The following is a 22,468-nucleotide window of genomic DNA, read 5'->3' as shown; positions in this document are numbered from 1 at the left end:
TCGGAAACCCCGGCCCCCGCGCTCGGATGGTCAGTTGATGGGCGTGATGGTGAAGCCTGCCCGATACTCGGCCAGATGCTTCTCCCGATCGGCCGGCGACATGCCGCGGAGCGCATTGAGCGGCGATCCGAGGATGTTGCCGCGCACGTCGTCGAGCGTCCACTGCTCGTCGGCGCCGAAGCGCAGGTGCGGCTGCGGGATCAATGTCTTGCCGTCGGAACGGACAAAGTTGAGATCCTTGATCGCATCGGCGAGATCCCAGCCGTCATAGAGCGTCTCCCACTCGCGCTTGCCGCTGAAGCGGCCCATCGCAGGCGTCGGACGGCCCTGATACTCATCGGCGAAGGCTTCGACAGCGGTCCAGCGGTCGAGTTCGTGTGCGAAGGTGTGCAGTTTCCCGTCGATCTCGTCGACCACCATGTCCTCGCGGATCAGGCAAGGCACCAGGCAGGACCAGCAGCGGTGCGGATAGACGTAGCCGACATCGCTGTTGAACAAGAGCACCTTCTCGCCCTTGTGGCTGAGCTTGGCGTACCATTTCCAGAAGTCGCCGAACTCTGCGTACCAGCCTGGGTATTTGTGCTCGAACCACTCGAAGTCCTTGTCGGTCTGCGCCTCGATGCGCCAGAAGTTGACCGGCCAGCCGACGGCGAAGAACTGGCCAACCTTGTGGACGTAGTTCTTCTTGGTGATGCGCTCCCAGGCGGCCTGGACATCGTCGTGATGTATCTTGATGCCGTATTTCTCGAGCGGCAGCATGTAGGTGCGGTAGTAGTCCTCGTAGATCCAGCGGTGCCACATTTCCGCGTAGGACTCCTTGTTCTTGTCGCGGTTGGTGGTGCCGTATTCGATGAAGGTGCCGATCGCGGCGTCGACGATGGCGTGGTTCTGCCAGAAGGCGTAGCGCATGTCGCGCTCGAGCAGCAGGTGGTTCTCCGGCTCCTTCAGCGCGGCCATCAGCAGCGAGTGACCGTTGCCGATGTGGCGGCTCTCGTCGGATTGCACCGAGAGGAACACGGTCGGCAGCGCATAGTCGCCGTTGCGCGCGGCTTCCGAAGGCATGGCGACGAAGAGCGTGTTGGTGAACGCCGTCTCGGCGACGACGGTCAGGTACATGCAGGCGGCCGTCATGGTGTCGCCGGTGATGAAGCCTTCACCGAACTGGCGGCCGATCGTGGTCGCGTAGCATTTGCCGAAGGCTTCTTCGGTGATATCGAACCCTGCCGGGTCGATGTAGTTTTCCATGTACCATTTCTTCAGATTCATCTGGATCGTCGAGTGGCGGAACTCGTCGACCATCTGCATGGTGAAGCCGGTCCTGAGATCCTCGCCGGGCGCCAGCCGCGCCACCATCGCCATCGAGCGGGCGGCGGATATCTCCGGGAAGGGAATGATGGCGAGGAAGAGCTTCATCCACTCCACCCAGCGCGGCTCGACATTGCGGAACATGTCGCCGCGAAGAGCGGCGTCGAGCGCGCCGTAGACGCGATTGTCCTTTTCCTCCTGCATGGGGAAATAGGAGCGCAGCACCTGCTTCATCGGATCGCGCGGCGCCTTGGCGATCTTGTAGTCGGTCGGAAACGTCATCGCTTCCTGGACATAGGTCGGGTTCCAACCGAGGTCGGAAATCTTCTTGGTCGCCTCGCCCACGGAAATACCGCGCTGCGAGGTAATCTTGTTAAGTGTCAACGACGACATCGTCATAAGCCTCCACCAGGTTGAGCCATGGATCCCTCGATCCAGGCATGAGACGGCACACAACGCCGCCGGTGAGTTTGCGAACGGCATGACAAGGGTTGCGCCGCCAGGCGCGACGCAGGGTCCAGCCATTCAAGTGGATCGCGGCAAAGGTTCTCGAGGTGGACTGCGGGGCGCTGCGACACCCCAGTCGCATCTTGCGATGGGCGTATCGAAGCGCGTGTGCTGCGGCTTCCTCCGGTCCTTCGTTCTTTTGGCACCGCGTCGGAACGCGATGGGCTTCTTATGCAAATAGGTAAAGCAAGCGCCGTGCCAGTTTGAAAATCGGGCCTATGAGCAGCGCCTGGGCGGAGACCGTCGTGGCTGTCTCCGGCGAACATCCAGATGATTGTAACGATATTTTACATCTGTACATTACATATGTAATATTTGTGCTATTTTGTGCACTGCAATATATAATCTTAGAAAAGGCGGTACGAATAAAATAGTCCGCACCTATTCATTTCGATTATTTCATACACTATTTGATACCGATCTCGATTTGATGACCATCTCGAGCGGGAGGCAATGCCGAGAAAGACAATGCCAGGCAACAATGACAGCCCCGGCCTTCCCCGGCCAAGCCAACCGGACGACGTGACCGCCGAACTCGTCAGGCTGATGCCGAGTGACCTCGTTTTCGTCATGCGATTCATGGGTGAGAGCCAGCACCGTCTGCAAGGCCATTTCCAGGATTTCATCCGGGCCGAGCTTGCCGCCAGCGGCGTCACCACGGAGACGCATCCGATGATCCATCTGTTCGTTGAAAGCCACGCGATCCTGTTGCGCGACTTCGTGTTTTCCGGGGTATCGCTATCGCGCCAGTTTCGCATCGCCGAGATCGAGCATCTTACCGGCGACACCACGTCCATGATCCGCGTCGACATATGGGATCAACTCAAGAGCCATATCGAAACCGCCGAAAAGCAGTTCCAGAAACAGGTAGACGGCCTGCCGGGATTGCTGTCCGCTTTCGAAAAACCAGCCGAGAAAAAGTGATGAGCGGCGGCACAAGACGCGACGCTGGGCTGGCCGTGCTGGTCGCTCAACGATTGGCTCTCGTCGCCGAAGTCTCGGCGCTCACCGCCGAAGCGCAGCGGTTCAATCAAATGCTCTCCGGCATCCAGATGGAGGTGCTGCGCCTGCAGCTCGAAATCGGGAAGCATGGCGGCAGCGCTGAACTGGTGCGGGATTTGCATGACGCTGAAGCGAGTGCCGAGGCCATGAGGCAGGCATGCATCGAAAGCGAGGAACGCATCGTGGCAATCGAGGGCAAGGTCGCGGATGTCGACCGCGCGCTTGCCGAAGCAACGAGCGACATTAGGGGAGACAAGCCGTGAACCAGCAAACGACGCAGAACCTGGCGCTGTTCGACCTGCTGGCACGAGGCTGGCGGCGCCCGGCCGCGGTTGCCGATGTGTGCTTCAGCGCCGATGGCTCCGCCATCGCATTCACATCCGTGGACGGATCCGTCGCCATCGGCAAGGTGGCGGATCAGGAACCGCCGGAGGCAAGGATCCGGGTGAGCGGCGATCTCGGACAGACCACGATCCGGCCCCGCGAGAAGCCGCACGCACCTTTGATCGCCTCCGCATCGCTTGGGGACGGCGATGTCCCGATCGTCGCTTATCGCAGTTCTGGCTTCCTCGTCGGCACGAGTGCGGGTGAAGCCACGCATTTTGCACCCGACGGCGCGATTGCGCCAACGCCGATCAAGATCGACGGACCGATCCTCGCTATCGCCCATGGTGCCCCGAAGGCCATGACGGCCTTCAGCGATGGACATGATGTGTTCCTGGCGCGCGCCAACGATGAAGTGGTAAGGCTCCGCCAGGCAGCGTCCTCATCGACGCACGCCATCGCGTTCTCGCCGGACGCGAACCGGCTCGCGTTCGATTCCGGCAACGGGCTGTCGATCTGGGCGGTCGACGGCGGTCCCGGGCTCATTAACGAATTTTCCACTCCCTCACGCCCGGCTTCCATCCGCTGGAGCTACGACGGCTCATGGCTGGCCTGCGGACTTGAGACAGGAGGCTTTGGCCTTGTGCGCCTGTCAGATGGCCGATCGGGCGTAGTCGGCGGATTTCCTTCGCCGGTCCGGACCGTGTGCTGGAGCACGCAAGAGAACACGCTGTTTGCGTCCGGCGCATTCCGTATTGCTGGCTGGTCAATGGCTGTCCCGCCATTTGAGCATGCGGCTTCCGGCGCGCTGGAAACGGGTCGTGCGGCACCTGTTCCAGTTGAAACAATGGCGGCGCATCCGGTGAGAAGCCTTATCGCCGCCGGCTACGCCAACGGCCGCATCACAGTCGCCCAGATCGGCTCGCGTGACGAGCTCGTCGTGAAATTTTCAGGCAGCGCGATCACAGCGCTGGCCTGGTCCGGCGATGGACAGCACTTGGCTGTGGGCATGGTGGATGGAACTGCTGCGATCGTCACCTTCCCGGCAATGCTTTTCAAATAGCCAGGGCGAAGCCCGACAACAGGAGGATGGAATGCAAACCGAGCTCACTGCAGAGGAAAAGAGCAAGGACGCCTTTTTCGAACGCCTTGCCAAATTGTCGGAAGAGATGGTTGCCAAGCACGGCAAGGATTTCAGCATGGGGGCGCTGGTGCTGGCCGCGCGGTGGATCGCCGAAAACCGGGCGGGTCCGCTGAAGACCAATTGAATTGCCGATGCGCTCTTGACCCGGCGCGCCCTCAAGATTGGCAGAGCTGTTCGCATGTTGCTGGGTCCGGACCCGCGGGGACCACGTGCCACAGCTCGAATCGCCCGCGCCAACGATCAGCATCGACAGGCTGTGATCGGGAACTCAACGGGCAAGATAGCCACCGTCAACCGCCAGGACATGGCCGGTGACGATCTTGGCAGCCGGTGACGCCAGATACAGAACCGCCGCCGCCACATCGGCCGTGTCGGCGAAAGCGCGCATCGGCATCAGGTCCAGCAATGTCTTACGCCGGCCCACAATGAGCCCAAAACGTTTTTGGCCGAGGTCTTCCATCAATTGAATCAAAGATAATGGTAGGCCCGGAGGATGTGTCACGGGTATTGATTTTGCTGGCCTTTTCGTGGGCCAAAGGCATCAATGTCCCGCATTGCCCGACGCCCGTTTCAGCCAGCAGCGATCCACGGCGGATCGCGGTAGTTGTCCCAGGTCGCGCCGATACCGGCGTCGACCGGGATCGCAGCCCCGGTGATGCCATTGGCGATCGGCGACGCGACAAAAGCGATCGCGGAGGCAATATCGCGCGGCGTCAGCACCCGGCCGAGCGGATGGCGCGCTGCATAGGAGGCAAGTATCTCGTCGCCGTTCGGCAGTGTTGCCAGGCGGCCCGCAAGCAGCGGCGTGTGCGTCACGCTCGGGCACACGCAATTTACCGTTACACCGTCGCGCGCCAGATCGAGCGCGGCGGCGCGGGCCAAATTGAGCAGCGCGCCCTTGGATGTGCAATACGAAAACATGCCGTGCTCTGCCTGCAGGCCGTCCAGGCTGGACAGCAGCACGATCGCGCCTCGCTTGCGCTGTCGCATGCCGCTGGCGGCCTCGCGCGTGACCAGGAACGAGCCACGCACATTGACGGCCATTACCTGCTCGAAATCCGCGACCGAGGTTTCGAACACCGGACCGCCGGCGCCCAGTATCCCGGCACAGGCAACCGCAACGTCGATCTCGCCGAGCTGTTGGCGCGTCGCCGCGAAGGCATCCACAACCGTTTTCTCGTCGCCTGTATCTCCATTGAAGGCAACGGCCTTGCGCCCAATCTTCCGCACAGCCTCGGCCGTGGCATCGGCCGCGCCGGCGGTCCAATCGAGGACCGCGACATCGGCGCCCAGATCGGCGAGCGTCAGCGCCGTCTCGCGGCCGATCCCGGAGCCGCCGCCGGTGACAAACGCAACCTTTCCCTTGTAGGAGAGGCCCGGAAAGGCTTCTCGCGCACTCATGCCTTGGCCTCCATCCCGATCGAGCCCTTGTAGGTAGGAGCGCCGCCGCCAGGAAATGTAAGCCGCCACAATCGCCCCGCATAATTGGGCTCTGCGCTGCTAGCCAGGACGCTGGCGTCCGTTACCCAAAGCGTTTCGCCATCGAAGGCAAGATTGGTCGGACAGCCGCCGGTGCGCACGAAGCCCTTCGGCGTGCCATCGCGCGCCAAAACGTGAAACCCTTCGCCAACGAGGTCGGTAACGAGCAGGGAGCCGTCCTTGGCGATCGCCATGCCATCGAGAATGGGATTCTTGCCTGGCATCCTGCCGAGATCCTCAATCGTTCCGTCGGTTTTCAGCCGGCAAACATGGCCGGTGTAGGATTCATCCCACACGATCGAGCCGTCGGCCTCGACGACGACCCCGTTCGGAAACGTTGGCGCGGGAAACGCGACCTTCACGCTGGCCCTGCCGTCCGGCGACAGTGCATAGATGTAGCTCGGATCGGGATTGGCCGGATTATAGGTCCCCGGATCGGTCCAGACCAGTGTGCCATCCGGCCCGAAGACCAGATCGTTCGGCCCATTCATCTTGACGCCGTCGACTTCGCTCACCAGGATTTCCGGCTTGCCGCCTGGCCGCACCCGCTGGATCGACGGCAAGGTCATCTCGGCTGCGCGCCACGGGCCGACCGTGCCGCCGTTCTGGCAAACGTAGAGCGCGCCGTCGGAACCCAGCACGCATGAATTCGGCGCGCCGGTGACGTAGGCGAATTGCCTGGCCTTGCCGTCCTTGCCGACGAGGGTCAGCTGGCTGCGGTAGCTCTCAACGAAGACAACGCTGCCGTCCGGCATCACGGTCGGCCCCTCTGGCCAGCCGAGATCCGAAGTCACGAGTTCCGGCTTGAGATCGTAGTTCATTTGACAGCTCCGGCGGTTATTCCGCGCACAATGTAGCGCTGGACGAAGAGCGAGAAGATGAGGATCGGAATGACCGTGACGACACCCACCGTTGCGGCGATGTTCCAGTCGATCGGACGCTGTGCGCTGACCAGCGTCGCGGCGCCGAGCGAGATGGTCTGGAACGCGCGCGAATCGATGACATACAGCGCGACGAGGAACTCGTTCCAGATGAACAGCGCGCCGAACAGCGCCGCCGTGACGAGGCCGGGCCTGACGATCGGCAGCATGACATACCAGAGCGCGCTGACGCGCGTGCAGCCGTCGATCAGGGCCGCCTCGTCGATCTCGCCTGGGATCTCGTCGAAGAAGCCGATCATGATCCAAACCACAAGCGGCAGCGAGAAGGCGACGTAGGGCAGGATCAGCCCGGGATAGCTGTCCTGCAGGCCCGCGGCCTTGACCATCAGGAAAAGTGGGATCGCAACCGCGATTGGCGGCATGAAACGCATAGATAGAATGGTGCTGGCAAGGCGCTCGCTGTTCTGGAAGCGCAGCCGCGAAAACGCGTAGGCAGCGGGCGTGCCGATGACAAGCGCGATCGCCGTGGCGATGCTGACCACGATCAGCGAGTTCAACGTAAAGCTCAGCATGCCCTGGCTGAACAGCACCTCGTTGTAGTTTTTGGCCGCCTGCACCCAGGTGAACGTCAGCTTCGGCGGCACCTGCGCCAGGATCTCGATGCGCTTCTTGGTCGACAGCACGACGAGATAAAGGAAGGGTGCTGCGCCGACGACCGCAAGCACGATCAGAAACAGATAGGCGATGATCCTGCCGGGCCGGAACTTCATCGTGAATTCCCTGGCCGCAGCTGAACGTATTGCAACAGGACCGTAGTGCCGACGGCGAGGATGATCAGCATCATATAGGCGACCGCAGCCGCATAGCCGTAGTTCTGGAACTGGAACCCGTTCTGGAACGAAAAGAAACTCAGCGTCGTGGTGCTGCGCGCTGGACCGCCATAGCTCAGCCCGTAGATCAGATCGAAGGAGCGGAAGGCGTCCACCGCGCGGAAGACGGCGGCAAAGACGATCGCCGGCCTCAACATCGGCAAGGTGATGCGGCGGAAGGTAACGACCGGGCCAGCGCCATCGACCTGCGCCGCTTCGAACACCTCCTGCGGCAGGGCTTGCAGTCGGGCGAAGACGATCATGAACACGAACGGCGTCCATTGCCAGCAGTCGACCATGATGACGGTAACCATCGACATACTGACCGTACCCAGCCAGTCGGGCGGCGTCAGTCCGACCGCTTTGATGGCCCAATCGACAAGTCCCCAGTCGGGATTGAGCAGTGCCCGCCACATGACGCCGACGACGATTGGCGTCATCAGCATCGGCAAGAGCAGGATGCCGCGCACAATCCACGACCCGCGCAGCTGGAGGTTGAAGAACATGGCGAGCGCAACGCCGAGAACCACCTGGATCGCCACCGACAAGGACACCATGACGGCGCTGTTCCAGGCCGCGTTCCAGAACTGCGGATCGACCAGCAATGCGCGATAATTGTCGAGACCGACGAAATTGCCGGTGCCTGTCGCCGCGGTGAGGTCGGTCAGCGACAGGCGCAGGCTGTGGAACAGCGGATAGATGCTGAAGATGACGAGATAGGCGATGCACGGACCGAGGAGCAGCCATACCGACCTCCCCGGCCTGTCGCGCGTGCCGAACACGAATTTCGCCGACGCCGGCGCAGCAATGCTCATCACTCACTTCCAAACCGACGATCGTGAGCCGATCAGGCGAGATGGCCGGCCTTGCGCAGCATGGCCTCCCACTGCGTCTGTACCTTTTCGCAGGCGGTCTTGGCATCCTGCGTGCCGATCAGCGCGGCGTTGAACTCGACATTCATGATGTCGTTCAACTGGAAGAATTCCGGGATCAGCGAGGTTGGAATGATCTCCGCCGTCGACGCCGCTTTCAGCGCGTCCGGCAGATAGGGTAGCTTGGCAACAAGGTCGGGATCGGTGAACGCCGAGGTGCGGCTGGCGTCGATCTGGTACTTCTCGACCTCGAACTTGTTGAACGCCTTGCTGGTCATCCAGGTCAACGCGAGCCAGGCAGCATCCTTCTTGGCCGGATCGATGTTCTTCGGAATGCCCATGCCCCAGCCGCCCTGAATTGCCCGCGCCGTCTCGCCCGGTTTGGCTGGCACTGGACCGGTGCCCGTCTTGTCCGACACCATCGAATTGTCGCCGTTGAGGATTGGGCCGGCGATGGTCGACCAAAAGATCATCTGCGCGATCTTGCCGGTGGAAAAGCCGTCGACGTTCTCGGCAAAGCCGTATTTCGTCACGTTCTTCGGCGCGTAGGGCAGAAGATCGATCAGCATCTGCAGCGCGCCGATGCCTTCGGGCGAATTCACGTTCGGTTTGAAGTTCTTTTCCTTCGGGCTGCCGCTCATCAGCTTGCCGCCCGTGGTGATGAAGCGCGTGTACCAGTCGACGGCGGCGAGCGAGAAATCATTGGCGCCGATGAAGGAACAGCCGGCGACATCGTCCTTGTTGAGCTTTATCGCCGCGTCTTTGAACTCGTCCCAGTTCGTGGCCGGCTTCAGGCCCGCCGCCTCGAACAGATCCTTGCGGTAGAAGTAGATGACCGAGCCGGAATGCAGGCCCGGAATGCCATAGATGTCCTTGCCCTTGCCGACGGTCCCGGATGCCATGTCGAAAATACCGACATTGGACATGGCCGGCGGCAGGAAGTCGGCGACGTCCCAGTCCGGAGGGGTCTTCGACGGATCGTCGATGTAGGAATTGAGCTGCTCGTAATAGCCGGCGCCGACCTGCTGGGTGGTCAGGAAGCCGAGATATTCGATGAGCTCGAACGAAGAATGGTCGGCCTTCAGGTTCTGCAGCGTCTTTTCGATCAGCGCGCCCAGCGCCGGAGACGTGATCTCCAGTTCCATGCCGGTGTCTTCCTTGAATTTGTCCAACATGTCGCCCAACGCCCGGTGGTCGTTCTCGTCGCCCGTCATCAGGATGCTGAGCTTGGTGCCGGCATGCTTCTTCCAGTCGAAATCGGCGGCGAGCGCCGGGAAGCCGAAATTGGCGAAGGCGCCGGCGATGCCGAGCATCGCGGCGCGCTGCATCAGATCCCGACGCGTGAGGCCGGCCGCGTCGGCATGGCCGGATTTGGCCTTGGCGAGATGCCGGTTGTCCAGTTTTCCATCCATGATTCTCTCTCCCCGGTTTTCTCTTCACCGCCGGTTTCATTCATCCGGCTTGACGCAACAGTGCATCCGAACAACCCAACAGTCAATCGATTGCTCAAACATATTCGGCGTGATAATTGAGAGCTGTAGTGCAACCGAGCACGGTCCGGAACCATGCGCTTGACAGGCGTTGGGGGCAGCTTCTAGTTGTGTGTCCTGCACGACCCTTGAAGCCGACCAACAAACCCATGGCGCGTCGACAAGCCGAGCCGCCCGCCCGGATCCAATGGGAGGTCTCGATGAGTCTCGGAAGCGTTGTCGTAACGGGAGCCGGCGACGGCATCGGCCATGCCATAGCCGTTCGTCTGGCGGCCGATGGATGGAACGTCGTCGGCCTTGAAATCAACCCTGAAACGGCATCTGACCTGGGCAAGAAGCTGGGCAAGGGACATGGCTGCCTTTGCGGCGACGCCTCCGACCGTGCCGTGCTGAAGAAAGCGCGAGAGGCCGCCGAAAAGCTCGCGCCCCTGCGAGGCTGGGTCAACAATGTCGGTATCGCTCTGATGGGCAATCTGCATGAACCGAAAGACGCCGATGTCGAGCGCGTCTTTGCGGTCAATTTGATGTCGCATTTCTGGGGCTCTTCGGAAGCGATCCAGACATGGGTGAGAGACCGCGTCGCCGGGTCGATCGTCAACGTCTCGTCGGTGCATGGCCGCTCCGCCTTCAACATGTGGGCGGCTTATGACGTCGCCAAGGCCGGCATTGACGCGCTGACCCGCTACATCGCGGTCGAATACGGACCGGTGGGCATTCGAGCCAATGCAGTGGCGCCCGGCGCGGTGCGCACATCGCTCGTGCAGCGGGTTATCCGCGATAGCCCGGACAGCACCCGCGCCGAACGGGAAATGTCCATCCAGCATCCGCTGGAACGCATAGGCGAACCGGGGGAGATAGCGGCGGCGGTGTCATGGCTTATCTCGTCGGAAGCCTCCTTCGTCACCGGCCAGTCTCTCGCGGTCGATGGCGGCCTGACCTCCCGCTGCTATCGTTACGAGCCGGACGCAGCTCTGCTAGAGAGGTACGGGAAGGTCTCGTGAAAACATCGACACCAGCTGCGCTTCCCTCTGCACGTGCCACGCTGAAAGATATAGCGCGCGCAGTCGGCGTTGACGTTTCGACGGTGTCCAAAGTGCTGAACAATGGCGGCATCAGCGTGCGCGCGCAGACCCGTCAGGCTATCCTGGACGAGGCAGGGCGCGTCAACTACCGGCCGCATGCGCTGGCGCGCAATCTGCGCACCCAGCGCACCGGCGCTCTTGGCATCCTGCTGCCCGACCTGACCAACCCGGTCTACGCAGAGACCGTGCGCGGTGCGATGCGGCAGGCTGAAAAAGCCGGCTATGTCATGCTGATCGCCGAGGTTGCGGACGAGCAGCGGTCGACGGCGGCCTATCTGAGACTGGTCAGCGAGCGGCGCATCGATGGCCTGATCATCGCGGTGACGGCTGAGAGCCGCGAAATGATCGAGGCGATCGCGAACAATCCGGTGCCGCACGTCTTCGTCAACCGGCGTTCCACGATCGGCAGAAGCGTCACCGTGGACGACCATGCCTCGGGCCGGCTGGCGGCGCGCACGCTCATAGAGGCTGGACACACGAGGCTCGGCTTCATCGGTTCGATGCCGGAACTCGATACCTCGCGACGCCGCCATATTGGCTTCATCGAAACCTGCAAGGCTGCCGGCCTCGGGCCTGCGATCGTCGCCAATGCGCCGGTGTCGCGGCGCGGCGGCTACGACGCCCTGCACCACATCATGAGCGAGGCGGCGCCGCCGACCGGCATCTTCGCCTTCAACATGCTGGTCGGCATCGGCGCGCTGGCAGCGGCGCGCGTACGCGGCATCCAGGTGCCGCGTGACCTTTCGGTTGTCTCTCTGGACGGCGAAGACGCCATCTTCACCGCGCCGCCGCTGACCGCCATCGTCACGCCGCTGAGCGAGATGGGCGCCCGCGCCGTGGTCGAACTTGACGCCATGATCCATGGCCGCGAGCCGCAGGACGTCGTGATCGACATTGCGCCGCAACTGGTGATGCGCGAATCCGTTGGGCCGCCGCCAAAGATAAAGATAAAGTCCTAAAGGCGGCGCTCGGCTCCTGCGACGACGCCGCGGTCGTGCAGGCGGCCGATCTCGCCATCACTGATGCCCAGACCCGCCAGGATCTCGTCGGTATGTTCCCCGAGCAGCGGCGCACGCATGGCCGGCAGCCGATCCGCCACCGAAAAGTAGAGCGGCGACGCGGGCGTCAGCACCGTCCCGATGCCTGGCGTATCGACTGGTGAGAACAGCGGATTGGCCGGCGAGCAGCGTGGGTCTTCGGCGACGAGTTGCTGGAAACTCTGATATGGCCCCCAGGAGACCCCCGCGGCTGACAGGTCCTTCGTCGCCTCGTCGAAACGACGCGCCGCGAACCACGGCGCTATCGCGTCCGCGATGGCATGGCGGGCAGCGTAGCGCCCTCCCTCGCTGTCAAGATCGGCGCCGGTCGCCGCGGCCAGCGCCTTGGCATCGATACCTGTGGCCTGGACCAGCGACTTCCACTGCCGTTCCGTCAACGCAACGACCATAACCCTCCGACCATCGTTTGTGGCAAAGTCGCGCCCGAACGCGCCAAACAGGAAATTGCCGTCCTTCGCCGCGCTGCCGCCGCGTTCGGCCTGCCCGATACGCCCCAGATGTCCGACGGTGGCAAAAGCGACGTCGGACAAGGCGAGCTTTACCAGCGAACCCTCGCCTGTGCGGCTGCGGTGTCTGTCGGCGGCAAGCAGACCAACGGCGGCGAGTTCGCCCATCGCGATATCCCAGGCCGGCAGCACGCTATTGGTGGGGCCGCAAGACCCAGGCAAACCTGTGATGTCGGGGAACCCCGTGGCGACATTGACGGTATAGTCCACCTCGCTCGACCCGTCGGCGTTGCCGCTCAAGGCGACCATGATGAGATCGGCCCGCCGTGCCTTCAATGCCTCGTAGGACAATGCTCCGCGCGCCGCGAAATTGGTAAGATAGAGGCCTTGATCAGTGCCGGGCCTGGTTATCAGCGCGGCGACGATCTCCTGCCCTTCCTCGGAACGCAGGTCGATCTGGATCGAGCGCTTGCCCTTGTTCATGCCGGCCCAGAACAGGCTTTGTCCGCTATCCGTCACCGGCCATCGGCGATAGTCCAGTCCGCCACCGATTTGGTCATAGCGGATGACATCGGCGCCAAGCTGCGCCAGCGTCATTCCTCCAAGCGGCGCCGCGACGAAGGCCGAGCCTTCGACCACGGACATGCCGCTCAGGATGGCTCGCGTCATGCAAACAGCCCTACCAACCGCCAGTCGAGCACGTCCGACGTCTCACTGGCACCGTCGGTCGACCGGACCTTGCAGCGAAGATGCGCCAGTCCGCCGCCGCCAGGCAGCGGCTGGCAGCGTTCGACGATGACCTGCGAATGCAGCGTCTCGCCCTCATGCACCGGGCCGAGATGGTCGCAGTCATGCCAGGCAAGGATGGTCACCAGGCCGGGGAAGACGCGCGTGATTTGTGCGGCGGCGATGCCGATCGTGTGGCCGCCATAGACCAGGCGCTGTCCGCCTGCCGCGATACGGTCGTGATGGATGACCGCCAGATTCATGGTCAGCCTGGCCAGTTCCGGAGCGCTGCTGACGACGTCGCCTCCTGCAAGATCGTGCACGGAACCCGCTTCGAGGTCATCAAAATGCGGACCGTGCGTGGCATCGCGAAAAGCGTCAAGATTCCAGTCCGATACCGCTTCCAGCAGTTGCGTCTGGGTGAAATCGGATTTCGGCAGCTCCGTCTGGCCTTGCGCCGCCACAGCATCGGCCGAGCGCGCGGGCAGCATGGCGCAACGGCAGAAATCGAGGATCGGGCGCCCCTTCTGATCGACCGTCGCGATGCGCATGGCAACAAGTCCGCGCGGTGGGCGACCAGGTTTTGCGGATGCCGGACGCAAGCCGATGACGGTCGTGGACGTCGTCAGGCTGTCGCCGATCGCCGGTGCGCGGCGGAACACCAAACCACGATAGAACAGGTTCGCGACGGCGCGTTGGGTGACAAGCGTCGATTGCCCTATGGCGATATCCCACACGAAAGCCGGCGCGGCAAACGGCGATGCCTGCCCCGTCACGGCCTCGGACAGCCTGGCATCGAAGGCCAACCGCAGGCGTCCGCCGACGATTGCGTGGTGGACGGCGGCCAGACCTTCCGTCAGCCGCATCGTCGGCGCGCTGTCGAAGCGGTCGCCGATCGCGAGATCGTCGAAAAACGGGCCGTCGAAGCCTATGTCGGAACGCGTGCCCATTTTGCTCCGGCCTGCGCCGACAAGGGGCGCCAGCAGTCGATAAAATCGCCGCCGGATATCGTCTCCGGCGGCGTGCGGTCAGAAATTCCTCCCGACGCAGGCTGCTTTGCAGCGACCTGCGTCACCAAAACGGCCAGATCAATTCGACCAAAACAAATGGCGCTGATCGCCGCCTGCAGAGTAAGCGCCGACATGCGCCATGATCTCACCGAGTTCCGGCGCCGGCGAATCCAGCACCTCCGCCGTTGCCGTTTCGACAGCCTCGCGCACTTCGGTCTTGAGCGAATCGAGGCCGCCCGCCGCCAACAGCGTCTCGGCGGTCAGGCGTTCGGCGAAGATGTCGATCGGGTCGCGCTTCAGCCATGCGTCGAGTTCGCCGGCCGGCCGGTAGGTCGCCGGGTCCGAGCGGGAATGGCCGGAATAGCGGTATGTCTTCATCTCGACCAGCGAAGGTCCTTCCCCGCGGCGTGCACGCGCAACTGCCGTCGCCATCGCTTCCGCTACCTTGTCGGCGTCCTGCCCGTCGACGATGACCCCTGGCATGTTGTAGCTGGCGGCGCGTATCGCGATGTCCTCGACCGGCGTCGACAGCTGGATGCGCGTATATTCGCCGTACAGATTGTTTTCGCAGACGAAGACCACGGGCAGCTTCTGGATCGCGGCGAAATTCAGCGATTCATGGAAGGCCCCGATATTGGCCGAGCCGTCGCCGAAGATGGCGACCGCGACGCGGTCCGTGCCGCGCGCGCGCGCCGCCAGCGCGGCGCCGCAGGCGATCGGCAGGCCGGCGCCGATGATGGCCGCCGTGGGCAGCAGTCCGATCGCCGGCTCGACAAGGTGCATCGATCCGCCAACCCCGCCGGCACAGCCGATGACACGACCGCAGATCTCGCCGATGACGCCCGCCGGCGTTAGGCCCAATGCCAACGCATGGCCGTGGCCGCGATAAGTGCAGGTGACGATGTCGTCGGGGTCGATCGAGCGTGCGATGCCGACCGACACGCCTTCCTGGCCGCTCGCCAGATGCGTGCTGCCACGCACGTGGCCTTCCGCGAACAGCTTCTGAATGCGTTCCTCGACGAAGCGGATCTCGATCATCCGGCGAAGCTGCTCCAGCCTGTCGTCGAGGGCTTCCCGGCGCGCCAGCGGCGAGTTGGAATTGGAGAGCGTCATGCTGCGTTCCTCCACCAGGGCATTGGCGTTTTGTTGGTCGACACCAGGGCGGACACCTGCTCGGCGACGTAGGCCGCGCTGGGCAGAAAGCGCGCTTCCAGCTTGCCGCTGTAGGGCACCGGCGCATCGGGCAAGGTGATGCGGTGCGGCGGCGCCTTCAGCGAACCGAAGGCCTCGACAGCGACGGAAGACACCACTTCGGCGCCCCAGCCGTTTCCGGCGGTGGCCTCTTCGAGCGTCACCAGACGACCGGTTCTTGAAACCGATTCCATGATCGTATCGCGGTCCCACGGCCACAGCGTCAGCATATCGATCACCTCGATGTCGGCGCTGCTGTTTTCGGCGGCTTCCTTGGCCACCCGCACCATCGCCCCGCAGGCGAGCAGCGTCGCATCCTTGCCCGCCTTGACGATCTCGGCCCTGCCGAGCGAGATGCGGTAGCTGCTGTCGAATTCGTATTCCTCGCGTTCAGCGTAGAGAATGCGTGGTTCGAGCACGACCACCGGATCCGGATCCTCGATCGCCGAGCGCAGCAAGCCGTAGGTCGTGCGGGCGTTGCTGGTGACGCACACCTTGAGGCCCGGGGTACCGCGGAACCAGTGGTCGAGCATCTGCGAATGCTGGCAGCCAAAACCCTGCCCGGCGCCGGCCGAAGCGCGCACCACCAGCGGCGTCGTCAGTTTGCCGCGCGAAAGATAGCGCATCGTCGCCGCCTGCGTCGTCAATTGGTCGAGAGCCACGCCGATGAATTCGATGAACATCATCTCGACGATCGGCTTGAGCCCGCAGACAGCGGCACCGACGGCGGCGCCCATGAAGGCCATTTCCGAGATCGGCGTGTCGATGACACGCTGCGGACCGTGCACGGCGAGCAGACCCTCCGTCACCTTGAACGGGCCGCCCGCGGCCGCAATGTCTTCCCCCATCATGATGACGGTCGGATCTTCCGTCATCGCATCATCGAGGGCCCTGAGGACCGCTTGCCGAACCCATATCTTAGCCAAGGCGAAATTCTCCCAATACGCAGGTCGGATGGTTGATGCAGGCTTGCGAAGCTAGCGCAGGCAACGAAATTTGGAAACGTTTTTATTTGGTCCAGATCACTCCGGCTTATAGCTCCCGAAGGCTTGCGCCGATTGGATCAGTTCGACGCGGAAACCGTCTGGATCGATGAGATAAACCGCCTTGCCGCCCTTGTTCGGACCGATCGTCGGCGTGACCGGGGCGGAGACCGATTTCACGCCTTTGGCAACCAGCTCCTCGTAGAGGCTCATCAGGTCGTCGACGTTGAACGCAATGTGGCCATTGCCGATGTTGCCGTTGCGCATGTCGACCCGGACCTGTTCGATATTGCGGTATTCGAGCAGCTCGAGGCATACATCCGTGCCCGGCAGCCGAAGAATGGCGCCGTGCAGATCCACGCTCGGATAGCCGACAAGCTCACCGATGTATTCGGCCTGCGGGTTCCATTGGAAGGCCAGCTCGAAGCCCAATATGTCGCGATAGAAGGCGATCGAGCGTTCGAGCGAGCGCACGGTGAATCCGGTATGATGGGCTTTGGTGATCCTTGCCAAGTCAGCCTCCGGCCGGTGGTCGGCCCATGCGTTCGGTGTTCATGCCGTTAGATATCCGTCGTCGCACATGACGATGTGTCCGGTGACGAGTTCGGACGCATCGCTCGCCAGAAACACGGCCGTTCCGATCAACTCGCGCGGCAGCCCGAGCCGGGGCCGCAGCATGCGCGCCTTGATGAAATCCGCCGTGATCGACGAGCGGGAAGCCGCGGCCTTGGTGAGCGGCGATTCCATCAGCGTCGGACCGATGCCGTTGACGCGCACGCCGCGGTCTCGCCACTCCAGCGCCAGTGCCTTGGTCATCTGCAGCACGCCGCCCTTGGAGGCCAGATAGGCGCTGGCCCAGGGATAAGCGTTGAACGAGCCGATCGAGGCGAGATTGATAATGCTGCCCCTGCCCTGCGCCAGCATCACATTGCCGAAAGCCTGGCAGCAGAAATAGGTGCCCTTGAGGTTGAGATCGAGGATGAAGTTGAACTTGTCCTCCGGAAACTCCTCGGCCGGACTGCGGAAGGCGGAGCCGGCGCTGTTCACCAGAATATCGACGCTGCCATGGTCGGCTTTGACTTTCCTGGCGAGGTCGAAGCAGCGATCCCGCTTGGTGACGTCGAGTTCGGCAGCGACGGCTTTGCCGCCCTGCTCGGTGATCGTCGCCAGCGTCGCCGCCATTCCCGCGGCGTTGATATCGGCGAGCACGACAGTGACGCCGAGTTGCGCATAACCGATCGCGATCGCCGCGCCCAGCCCGCTGCCTGCGCCGGTGACGACGGCGACGCGGCCGGAAATGTCGAAAAGACCTGCCGTATAGTTCGCGGGTACTGTGATCTCATCGTCCGCCATGACAGCTCTCGCCTGTACCGGTGCGTTCCTACTGCAGGATGTTGTCTGGATCCTGGTGCGGCTGGCTCAGGCACCACGCCTTGTCGATCATCTTACCGAATCCCGGCCCCTGCGGCAGCGGCTTCATCAGTCCGCCTGCCATGATCTGCGGCTGCGCGAGGGCATCGTCATAGGGGTGCACCCCTGTCCACGGCACGCCCCATTCGATCGGCTTGTCGTCGAAGCCCCAGGCGCTGAACACCTGACTGTGGGTATGCGGGAACATGTGCGGGCCGAAATCGACGCCCGCCGCGAGGCACTCGTCGATGACGGCGCGGCCGCCGGTGATACCCCCCATGCAGGTCAGGTCGACGCGGACGCGATCGACGGACCCAGCCATGATCAGGGCTTCCGGGTAGTAGGAGCCACCCTGTTCATCGCCCTGCCAGATCGGCATGGGAACGCGCTTGCGGAGCGCCGCGAGCATGCCGGCATTGCCGGGCGGGAAAATGTCTTCGATGCAGCCCATGTCGATGTCGGCGATGCTGTCGGCGTAGGCGGCTGCCTCGTCGACGGTCTTGAACATCCAGACAAGATCGGTGCCGAGCCAGGCATCGGGCGCCGCCTTGCGTATCGCGCGCAGCCGCGCGGCCGACAGCTCCCAGGTAGCCGCCATCGGGGCTTTGAAGCGCCGCCATCCTTTGGCGTAGAAGTCAGCCGCCTGCGCGCCGGTCTTGTCCGGCGGCATGATCGCGGGCGGATAGCCGATGATGCAGGTTGCAGGCATCGGCTTCACCTTGCCGCCGAGGAACTCGGCGATCGACTTGTCGGCGATCTTCGCGGCCGCGTCCCAGGCGGCGAGGTCGACGATCGAAAGCGCCCGCAGGCCAACGCCGGCGCTATGCGAACCGTAGGTGCGTCCCTTCGCGGTCCGGAAGGTCGCTTCGCGGTCGGCGATGTCGGTGCCGGCATAGACCGGGGCGATGCTCTTGCGGATCTGCTCGGCGACGGCGCCGTCGCGCGTCAGCGTGAACGCCCACCCCTCGTGCCCCGACGACGTGCGTATTCGCACCGTGGCGAATTCACGCATCTTCATGACCCAGTCGCCGAAAATCACCGGCGCCGGCAGCTGAGCCTGAATGGTGGCTACGCTGACGTCGACAACAGTAGAATGACTAGGCATTCCATCCCCTCCCAAGGGCCCGGCCGAGCCGGGAATTTGCCGCCACCATAACGACGCATTTTTGCTCGGTCAACCGATTGATTGCCATTAGTCAAACGATTGACATGGTTTTCGCGATTGCCTAGTCTCGACTTCCGTTCACGGGTCCAAGGGTATTTTTCGGCCTTTGTTTCAGGTACCGGTTCGGCATCATCGGCGCGCGGTCCCAACCGGGATCGCGGCACCAATTTTGAGGCGACGAAGAGTTTCTGGATGGGGTCGATCGGTCTTCGCAAGGTTGGTAAGCTCTACGGCCCGGTGCAGGCCCTGAAGGATGTCAACCTGGAAATACGCGACGGCGAATTTGTTGTCTTCGTCGGACCTTCCGGCTGCGGAAAATCCACATTGCTGAGAATGATCGCCGGGCTTGAATCGGTCACGTCGGGAGAGATCAGCATCAATGGCAAGACCATGAACGACGTGTCGCCACGCGACCGCGACATCGCGATGGTTTTCCAGAACTATGCGCTTTACCCCCAGATGACCGTGCGCGAGAATATCGCTTTCGCGCTGGAACTGCGCAAGACGCCGAAGTCGGAGATCGACAAACGGGTTGCCGAAGCCGCCCGCATCCTCGACCTGTCGGAGTTGCTCGACCGCAAGCCGCGCGAGCTCTCAGGCGGCCAGCGTCAGCGCGTCGCCATGGGCCGCGCCATCGTCCGCAATCCGGAAGCGTTCCTGCTTGACGAGCCGCTCTCCAACCTCGACGCCAAGCTGCGCGTGCAATTGCGGGCCGAGCTGTCGCGTCTGCACACAAGGCTTGGCGTCACGACGATCCACGTTACCCACGACCAGGTCGAGGCGATGACGCTCGGCAGCCGCGTCGCCGTATTCTCGCGCGGAACGCTGCAACAATACGATACGCCGCACGCGCTGTACCACGCACCGGCCAACATATTCGTCGCCGGCTTCATCGGCAGCCCTGCCATGAACTTCCTCGAAGCAAAGGTCATCGAGACGCGAGCCGATGCTCTCGTTGTATCTATCGGCGATCGGCAGGTCAGCGTGCGACCAAAGGTGAAAGAACCTGGGCTCGCGGCCGGCGGCACCGTCATACTTGGCATCAGGCCCGAGCATTTGTCCTGGCAGCCTGCCGGCAGCGGTGCCGGCATTCCGGCCAAGGTCGAATTGGTCGAACAACTGGAGCCGGAATCGTTCATCGCGGTATCGCCCGCAAGCACCTCGGTCATCATCCGGACAGCCGACGACTACGCCCGCGGCGCGGTTGTCGATCCGGCGGAGTTGGTCCGTATCGACGCCCGGCTTCTCGTGCTGCGCGTCGGAGCCAGCCGCGTGCCGGCACGCGAAACCAGCCTCGAACTCGTCGTCGACGGCGAGCGGGTCCACCTTTTCGATAGCAGCACGGGCAAGGCGTTGTGATAGGGAGGAAAGCCATTCCGATTTTGCTGGGAATTACGGCCGGCGGTCGCGGTTTGCACGCCGTCTTCCGTTTCCAGGGCAAAGTTTCGATCGGCGAAAATCCTCCTTTTGGCAATGTTTTGATGGAGATCAGATAATGCGTTCCACGCTCAAGATGCCCAAAGTCGGCGACGCGGTCGACGAGGTGGTGATCAACGAAATTCAGGTCCAGGTCGGTGCCAAGGTCAACGAAGGCCAGACCCTGTTCGTGGTGGAGACCGACAAGACCCAGGTAGAAATCCCGTCCCCGTTCGCCGGCACCGTTGCGGAAATCCTGATCAAGGTCGGCGACGACGTCCGGACCGGCGCGCCGACTTTGGTGCTCGAGGGCTGAAATGGCGAAAGTTCACTCTGCGCGCGACGGAAGGTTCGGTGGGTATCTCGACGACTACCGGACCGGCGATGTTTTCGAACATTGGCCGGGCAAGACCATCACGGAGGCGGACAACCATCTGTTCTGCCTTTTGACGATGGCCGCCAGCCCACTGCATATCGACCGGCGCTTCGCGGAGACGGAGATGGCCGAGGGCCGCAACATCGTTGTCGGCACCTACATCTATTCGCTGCTGCTGGGGATGAGCGTGCCCGACATTTCCGGCCGCGCCATCGCCAATCTCGGCGTCAGCGAACTTCGCCATATCAAGCCGCTGTTCCATGGCGACACGCTCTACGGCCAGACCGAGATACTTGAGACGCGGCCATCCGCCTCCCGCCCCGGCGAAGGCATTCTCACCGTTCGCACCGATGGCTTCAACCAGGACCGGGCAAAGGTCTGCACATTCATCCGCGCCGTGCTTTTGCCGATGCGCGCCGGCCGGCCGGCTGGTCGCGCTCGGACGGCTTCGGCGGCGGCCGAAACCTGATGCGCAACGCATGGGTCAAAACGCATTTGCATGGAAGTGTCGGCGGCGGAGAGCGATCGCATGACGGACAAGGCTGATCCCGAATTGGCGCGCGAGACGCCCGGGCCTCTTGATGGCATACGCGTCGTGGAACTCGCCACCGTCGTCGCCGGACCGGGTGCCGGGCGATACCTGGCCGACTACGGCGCCGAAGTGATCAAGGTCGAAGGTCCCAACGGCGATCCGACCCGTCGCATGGGCTGGACCGGCCCGGACGAGACCGATTCGTATTTCTGGAAGCTGGTGAACCGCAACAAGCAGGTCGTCTCGCTCGATCTCAAAACCGAGAGCGGGCAGCGCAATCTTTGGTCGCTGCTCGAAGGCGCCGACGTGCTGATAGAGAACATGCGCCCGGGCAAGCTCGAAGCGCTCGGTTTCGGCCCGGACGAATTGCAGCGGCGCAATCCGAAGATGGTGGTGCTGCGCGTGACCGGCTTCGGCCAGGACGGGCCTTATGCCTTGCACCCGGGCTTTGCGACGATCGCCGAGGCGATGAGCGGATTTTCCAATCTGCTGGGTGAGGCAGGCGGCCAGCCGCTGCTGCCGCCGGTGGCGCTGACCGACGAGGTGACGGCCCTGGTCGGCGCCTTCGCCACGCTGGCCGCGCTCCGCCACGCCGAGCGCACCGGTGAGGGACAAACGATCGACGTCAACCTTCTGACTTCGATGTTCCAGATCATGGGTCCGCTGCCCTCGGCTTATGCGCATATGGGCTATCTGCAGCCACGGCTTGGCTCGGGTATTCCCTACACGGTGCCGCGCGGCACTTACCGATGCGCCGATGGCGTCTGGGTGGCGATTTCCAGTTCGGCGGATTCGATCGCCAAACGGGTGCTGGCGCTGGTTGGTCTGGGCAGCGACGACCGCTTCTCGACATTCCAGGGCCGCAGCCGCAATCGCGAAGCGCTCGAGGTCTACGTCGCCGACTGGGTGGAGTCGCGACACTCGCAAGAAGTGATCCGCGAGTTCCGCCGTGTCGACGCAGCCATCGCCAAGGTGCTCGACATGAAGGATATTTTTGCCGACGAGCATTATCGCGCCCGCAACATGATCACGCAGGTTGACGGCGTCGCAATGCAAAACGTCGTCGCAGGATTTTCGAAGACGCCCGGCCGCGTGCGCCATGCAGGACGTCCATTCGACGCGGATACGAAGGCGGTGCTCGACCGCTTTGCAGCCACCAGCTCCAAAGCCGAAAGCTGATGTTTGGCTTAAGCCAGGAAG

General features: G+C 63.0%; 24 protein-coding genes. 10 read left to right on the top strand and 14 right to left on the bottom strand.

What is annotated here, in order from left to right:
• Positions 1-30 precede the first annotated feature (30 nt).
• Complete coding sequence (locus FJ430_RS13725) at positions 31-1,704, bottom strand: aromatic/alkene/methane monooxygenase hydroxylase/oxygenase subunit alpha (protein WP_210242122.1); 1,674 nt, start codon at positions 1,702-1,704, stop codon at positions 31-33.
• 576 nt (positions 1,705-2,280) lie between these two features.
• On the opposite strand from FJ430_RS13725, the gene FJ430_RS13720 reads away from it, so the two are divergent.
• Genes FJ430_RS13720 through FJ430_RS13705 form a run of 4 tightly spaced genes read left to right on the top strand, consistent with a single transcriptional unit; the run spans position 2,281 to position 4,406 of the window.
• Positions 2,281-2,736 carry a hypothetical protein gene (locus tag FJ430_RS13720; RefSeq protein WP_140710478.1) on the top strand — a complete coding sequence of 152 codons (456 nt, stop codon included), beginning with the start codon at positions 2,281-2,283 and terminating at the stop codon, positions 2,734-2,736.
• Entirely contained in the window at positions 2,736-3,077 is a 342-nt protein-coding gene (locus tag FJ430_RS13715) for a hypothetical protein (protein ID WP_140710476.1), read from the top strand. The genes FJ430_RS13720 and FJ430_RS13715 overlap by 1 nt, the downstream gene beginning before the upstream one ends.
• A complete protein-coding gene (locus tag FJ430_RS13710; RefSeq protein ID WP_140710474.1) occupies positions 3,074-4,201 on the top strand; it encodes a WD40 repeat domain-containing protein in 1,128 nt (375 codons plus the stop codon). The genes FJ430_RS13715 and FJ430_RS13710 overlap by 4 nt, the downstream gene beginning before the upstream one ends.
• A gap of 31 nt (positions 4,202-4,232) precedes the next feature.
• Positions 4,233-4,406, top strand: coding sequence for a hypothetical protein (locus FJ430_RS13705; RefSeq protein WP_181167035.1), 174 nt, complete (start codon positions 4,233-4,235; stop codon positions 4,404-4,406).
• Between the two features lie 144 nt (positions 4,407-4,550).
• On the opposite strand, the gene FJ430_RS13700 is transcribed toward FJ430_RS13705, so the two are convergent.
• The 6 genes from FJ430_RS13700 to FJ430_RS13675 all read right to left on the bottom strand — a co-directional run bounded on the left by FJ430_RS13700 (position 4,551) and on the right by FJ430_RS13675 (position 9,795).
• Positions 4,551-4,742, bottom strand: coding sequence for an SDR family oxidoreductase (locus FJ430_RS13700; protein WP_140710472.1), 192 nt, complete (start codon positions 4,740-4,742; stop codon positions 4,551-4,553).
• 110 nt (positions 4,743-4,852) lie between these two features.
• Positions 4,853-5,683 (bottom strand): SDR family NAD(P)-dependent oxidoreductase, encoded by an 831-nt coding sequence (locus FJ430_RS13695; protein WP_140710470.1) that lies wholly within the window; start codon positions 5,681-5,683, stop codon positions 4,853-4,855.
• Positions 5,680-6,582 carry an SMP-30/gluconolactonase/LRE family protein gene (locus FJ430_RS13690; protein ID WP_140710468.1) on the bottom strand — a complete coding sequence of 301 codons (903 nt, stop codon included), beginning with the start codon at positions 6,580-6,582 and terminating at the stop codon, positions 5,680-5,682. The genes FJ430_RS13695 and FJ430_RS13690 overlap by 4 nt, the downstream gene beginning before the upstream one ends.
• Complete coding sequence (locus FJ430_RS13685; protein ID WP_140710466.1) at positions 6,579-7,412, bottom strand: carbohydrate ABC transporter permease; 834 nt, start codon at positions 7,410-7,412, stop codon at positions 6,579-6,581. Before FJ430_RS13685 ends, FJ430_RS13690 begins: the two co-directional genes overlap by 4 nt.
• The gene (locus FJ430_RS13680; RefSeq protein ID WP_140710464.1) at positions 7,409-8,326 is read right to left on the bottom strand and encodes a carbohydrate ABC transporter permease; all 918 of its coding nucleotides are present in this window, start codon (positions 8,324-8,326) and stop codon (positions 7,409-7,411) included. The genes FJ430_RS13685 and FJ430_RS13680 overlap by 4 nt, the downstream gene beginning before the upstream one ends.
• A 32-nt stretch (positions 8,327-8,358) precedes the next feature.
• On the bottom strand, positions 8,359-9,795 hold the full coding sequence (locus FJ430_RS13675) for an extracellular solute-binding protein (RefSeq protein WP_140652753.1): 1,437 nt from the start codon (positions 9,793-9,795) through the stop codon (positions 8,359-8,361).
• A 206-nt stretch (positions 9,796-10,001) separates the two neighbouring features.
• On the opposite strand from FJ430_RS13675, the gene FJ430_RS13670 reads away from it, so the two are divergent.
• Positions 10,002-10,874 carry an SDR family NAD(P)-dependent oxidoreductase gene (locus tag FJ430_RS13670; RefSeq protein WP_210242121.1) on the top strand — a complete coding sequence of 291 codons (873 nt, stop codon included), beginning with the start codon at positions 10,002-10,004 and terminating at the stop codon, positions 10,872-10,874.
• A gap of 83 nt (positions 10,875-10,957) precedes the next feature.
• A complete protein-coding gene (locus FJ430_RS13665; RefSeq protein ID WP_413467849.1) occupies positions 10,958-11,914 on the top strand; it encodes a LacI family DNA-binding transcriptional regulator in 957 nt (318 codons plus the stop codon).
• On the opposite strand, the gene FJ430_RS13660 is transcribed toward FJ430_RS13665, so the two are convergent.
• From FJ430_RS13660 to FJ430_RS13630, 7 genes are all read right to left on the bottom strand, one after another.
• A complete protein-coding gene (locus tag FJ430_RS13660; RefSeq protein ID WP_140710460.1) occupies positions 11,911-13,128 on the bottom strand; it encodes a CoA transferase in 1,218 nt (405 codons plus the stop codon). The genes FJ430_RS13665 and FJ430_RS13660 overlap by 4 nt on opposite strands.
• Positions 13,125-14,135 (bottom strand): MaoC family dehydratase, encoded by a 1,011-nt coding sequence (locus tag FJ430_RS13655; protein WP_140710458.1) that lies wholly within the window; start codon positions 14,133-14,135, stop codon positions 13,125-13,127. The genes FJ430_RS13660 and FJ430_RS13655 overlap by 4 nt, the downstream gene beginning before the upstream one ends.
• Positions 14,136-14,273: 138 nt before the next feature.
• Complete coding sequence (locus FJ430_RS13650; protein WP_140640454.1) at positions 14,274-15,308, bottom strand: thiamine pyrophosphate-dependent dehydrogenase E1 component subunit alpha; 1,035 nt, start codon at positions 15,306-15,308, stop codon at positions 14,274-14,276.
• Positions 15,305-16,261, bottom strand: a complete 957-nt coding sequence (locus FJ430_RS13645) for an alpha-ketoacid dehydrogenase subunit beta (RefSeq protein WP_413467848.1) — start codon at positions 16,259-16,261, stop codon at positions 15,305-15,307. Before FJ430_RS13645 ends, FJ430_RS13650 begins: the two co-directional genes overlap by 4 nt.
• A 147-nt stretch (positions 16,262-16,408) precedes the next feature.
• On the bottom strand, positions 16,409-16,882 hold the full coding sequence (locus FJ430_RS13640; protein ID WP_140652742.1) for a VOC family protein: 474 nt from the start codon (positions 16,880-16,882) through the stop codon (positions 16,409-16,411).
• 39 nt (positions 16,883-16,921) lie between these two features.
• Positions 16,922-17,722: an SDR family NAD(P)-dependent oxidoreductase gene (locus FJ430_RS13635; protein WP_140640460.1), complete on the bottom strand. Its 801-nt coding sequence runs from the start codon at positions 17,720-17,722 to the stop codon at positions 16,922-16,924.
• A 28-nt stretch (positions 17,723-17,750) separates the two neighbouring features.
• On the bottom strand, positions 17,751-18,884 hold the full coding sequence (locus FJ430_RS13630; RefSeq protein ID WP_140710454.1) for an enolase C-terminal domain-like protein: 1,134 nt from the start codon (positions 18,882-18,884) through the stop codon (positions 17,751-17,753).
• Between the two features lie 252 nt (positions 18,885-19,136).
• Here FJ430_RS13630 and FJ430_RS13625 point away from each other — a divergent pair, with 252 nt between their 5' ends.
• The 4 genes from FJ430_RS13625 to FJ430_RS13610 all read left to right on the top strand — a co-directional run bounded on the left by FJ430_RS13625 (position 19,137) and on the right by FJ430_RS13610 (position 22,447).
• Complete coding sequence (locus tag FJ430_RS13625) at positions 19,137-20,303, top strand: ABC transporter ATP-binding protein (RefSeq protein ID WP_140710452.1); 1,167 nt, start codon at positions 19,137-19,139, stop codon at positions 20,301-20,303.
• A gap of 136 nt (positions 20,304-20,439) precedes the next feature.
• On the top strand, positions 20,440-20,676 hold the full coding sequence (locus tag FJ430_RS13620; RefSeq protein WP_140640466.1) for a biotin/lipoyl-containing protein: 237 nt from the start codon (positions 20,440-20,442) through the stop codon (positions 20,674-20,676).
• A 1-nt stretch (position 20,677) separates the two neighbouring features.
• The gene (locus FJ430_RS13615; protein ID WP_140710450.1) at positions 20,678-21,205 is read left to right on the top strand and encodes a MaoC family dehydratase; all 528 of its coding nucleotides are present in this window, start codon (positions 20,678-20,680) and stop codon (positions 21,203-21,205) included.
• 60 nt (positions 21,206-21,265) lie between these two features.
• Positions 21,266-22,447: a CaiB/BaiF CoA transferase family protein gene (locus tag FJ430_RS13610; RefSeq protein WP_140710448.1), complete on the top strand. Its 1,182-nt coding sequence runs from the start codon at positions 21,266-21,268 to the stop codon at positions 22,445-22,447.
• The last annotated feature ends 21 nt before the right edge of the window (positions 22,448-22,468 follow it).

It is taken from the genome of Mesorhizobium sp. B2-8-5 (assembly GCF_006440675.2).
GTDB lineage: Bacteria > Pseudomonadota > Alphaproteobacteria > Rhizobiales > Rhizobiaceae > Mesorhizobium.
The sequence above is the reverse complement of the archived record's forward strand: the minus strand, read 5'-3'. Positions and strand labels throughout refer to the sequence as shown.

Excerpts from the sequence above, each read along its gene's own strand:
- FJ430_RS13630 (WP_140710454.1), bottom strand. The coding sequence starts at position 18,884 with ATGCCTAGTCATTCTACTGTTGTCGACGTCAGCGTAGCCACCATTCAG.
- FJ430_RS13720 (WP_140710478.1), top strand. The coding sequence starts at position 2,281 with ATGCCAGGCAACAATGACAGCCCCGGCCTTCCCCGGCCAAGCCAACCG.
- FJ430_RS13625 (WP_140710452.1), top strand. The coding sequence starts at position 19,137 with ATGGGGTCGATCGGTCTTCGCAAGGTTGGTAAGCTCTACGGCCCGGTG.
- FJ430_RS13620 (WP_140640466.1), top strand. The coding sequence starts at position 20,440 with ATGCGTTCCACGCTCAAGATGCCCAAAGTCGGCGACGCGGTCGACGAG.
- FJ430_RS13690 (WP_140710468.1), bottom strand. The coding sequence starts at position 6,582 with ATGAACTACGATCTCAAGCCGGAACTCGTGACTTCGGATCTCGGCTGG.
- FJ430_RS13725 (WP_210242122.1), bottom strand. The coding sequence starts at position 1,704 with ATGACGATGTCGTCGTTGACACTTAACAAGATTACCTCGCAGCGCGGT.
- FJ430_RS13635 (WP_140640460.1), bottom strand. The coding sequence starts at position 17,722 with ATGGCGGACGATGAGATCACAGTACCCGCGAACTATACGGCAGGTCTT.
- FJ430_RS13645 (WP_413467848.1), bottom strand. The coding sequence starts at position 16,261 with ATGACGGAAGATCCGACCGTCATCATGATGGGGGAAGACATTGCGGCC.
- FJ430_RS13660 (WP_140710460.1), bottom strand. The coding sequence starts at position 13,128 with ATGACGCGAGCCATCCTGAGCGGCATGTCCGTGGTCGAAGGCTCGGCC.
- FJ430_RS13695 (WP_140710470.1), bottom strand. The coding sequence starts at position 5,683 with ATGAGTGCGCGAGAAGCCTTTCCGGGCCTCTCCTACAAGGGAAAGGTT.
- FJ430_RS13705 (WP_181167035.1), top strand. The coding sequence starts at position 4,233 with ATGCAAACCGAGCTCACTGCAGAGGAAAAGAGCAAGGACGCCTTTTTC.
- FJ430_RS13685 (WP_140710466.1), bottom strand. The coding sequence starts at position 7,412 with ATGAAGTTCCGGCCCGGCAGGATCATCGCCTATCTGTTTCTGATCGTG.
- FJ430_RS13675 (WP_140652753.1), bottom strand. The coding sequence starts at position 9,795 with ATGGATGGAAAACTGGACAACCGGCATCTCGCCAAGGCCAAATCCGGC.
- FJ430_RS13610 (WP_140710448.1), top strand. The coding sequence starts at position 21,266 with ATGACGGACAAGGCTGATCCCGAATTGGCGCGCGAGACGCCCGGGCCT.
- FJ430_RS13655 (WP_140710458.1), bottom strand. The coding sequence starts at position 14,135 with ATGGGCACGCGTTCCGACATAGGCTTCGACGGCCCGTTTTTCGACGAT.
- FJ430_RS13715 (WP_140710476.1), top strand. The coding sequence starts at position 2,736 with ATGAGCGGCGGCACAAGACGCGACGCTGGGCTGGCCGTGCTGGTCGCT.
- FJ430_RS13700 (WP_140710472.1), bottom strand. The coding sequence starts at position 4,742 with ATGGAAGACCTCGGCCAAAAACGTTTTGGGCTCATTGTGGGCCGGCGT.
- FJ430_RS13680 (WP_140710464.1), bottom strand. The coding sequence starts at position 8,326 with ATGAGCATTGCTGCGCCGGCGTCGGCGAAATTCGTGTTCGGCACGCGC.
- FJ430_RS13650 (WP_140640454.1), bottom strand. The coding sequence starts at position 15,308 with ATGACGCTCTCCAATTCCAACTCGCCGCTGGCGCGCCGGGAAGCCCTC.
- FJ430_RS13615 (WP_140710450.1), top strand. The coding sequence starts at position 20,678 with ATGGCGAAAGTTCACTCTGCGCGCGACGGAAGGTTCGGTGGGTATCTC.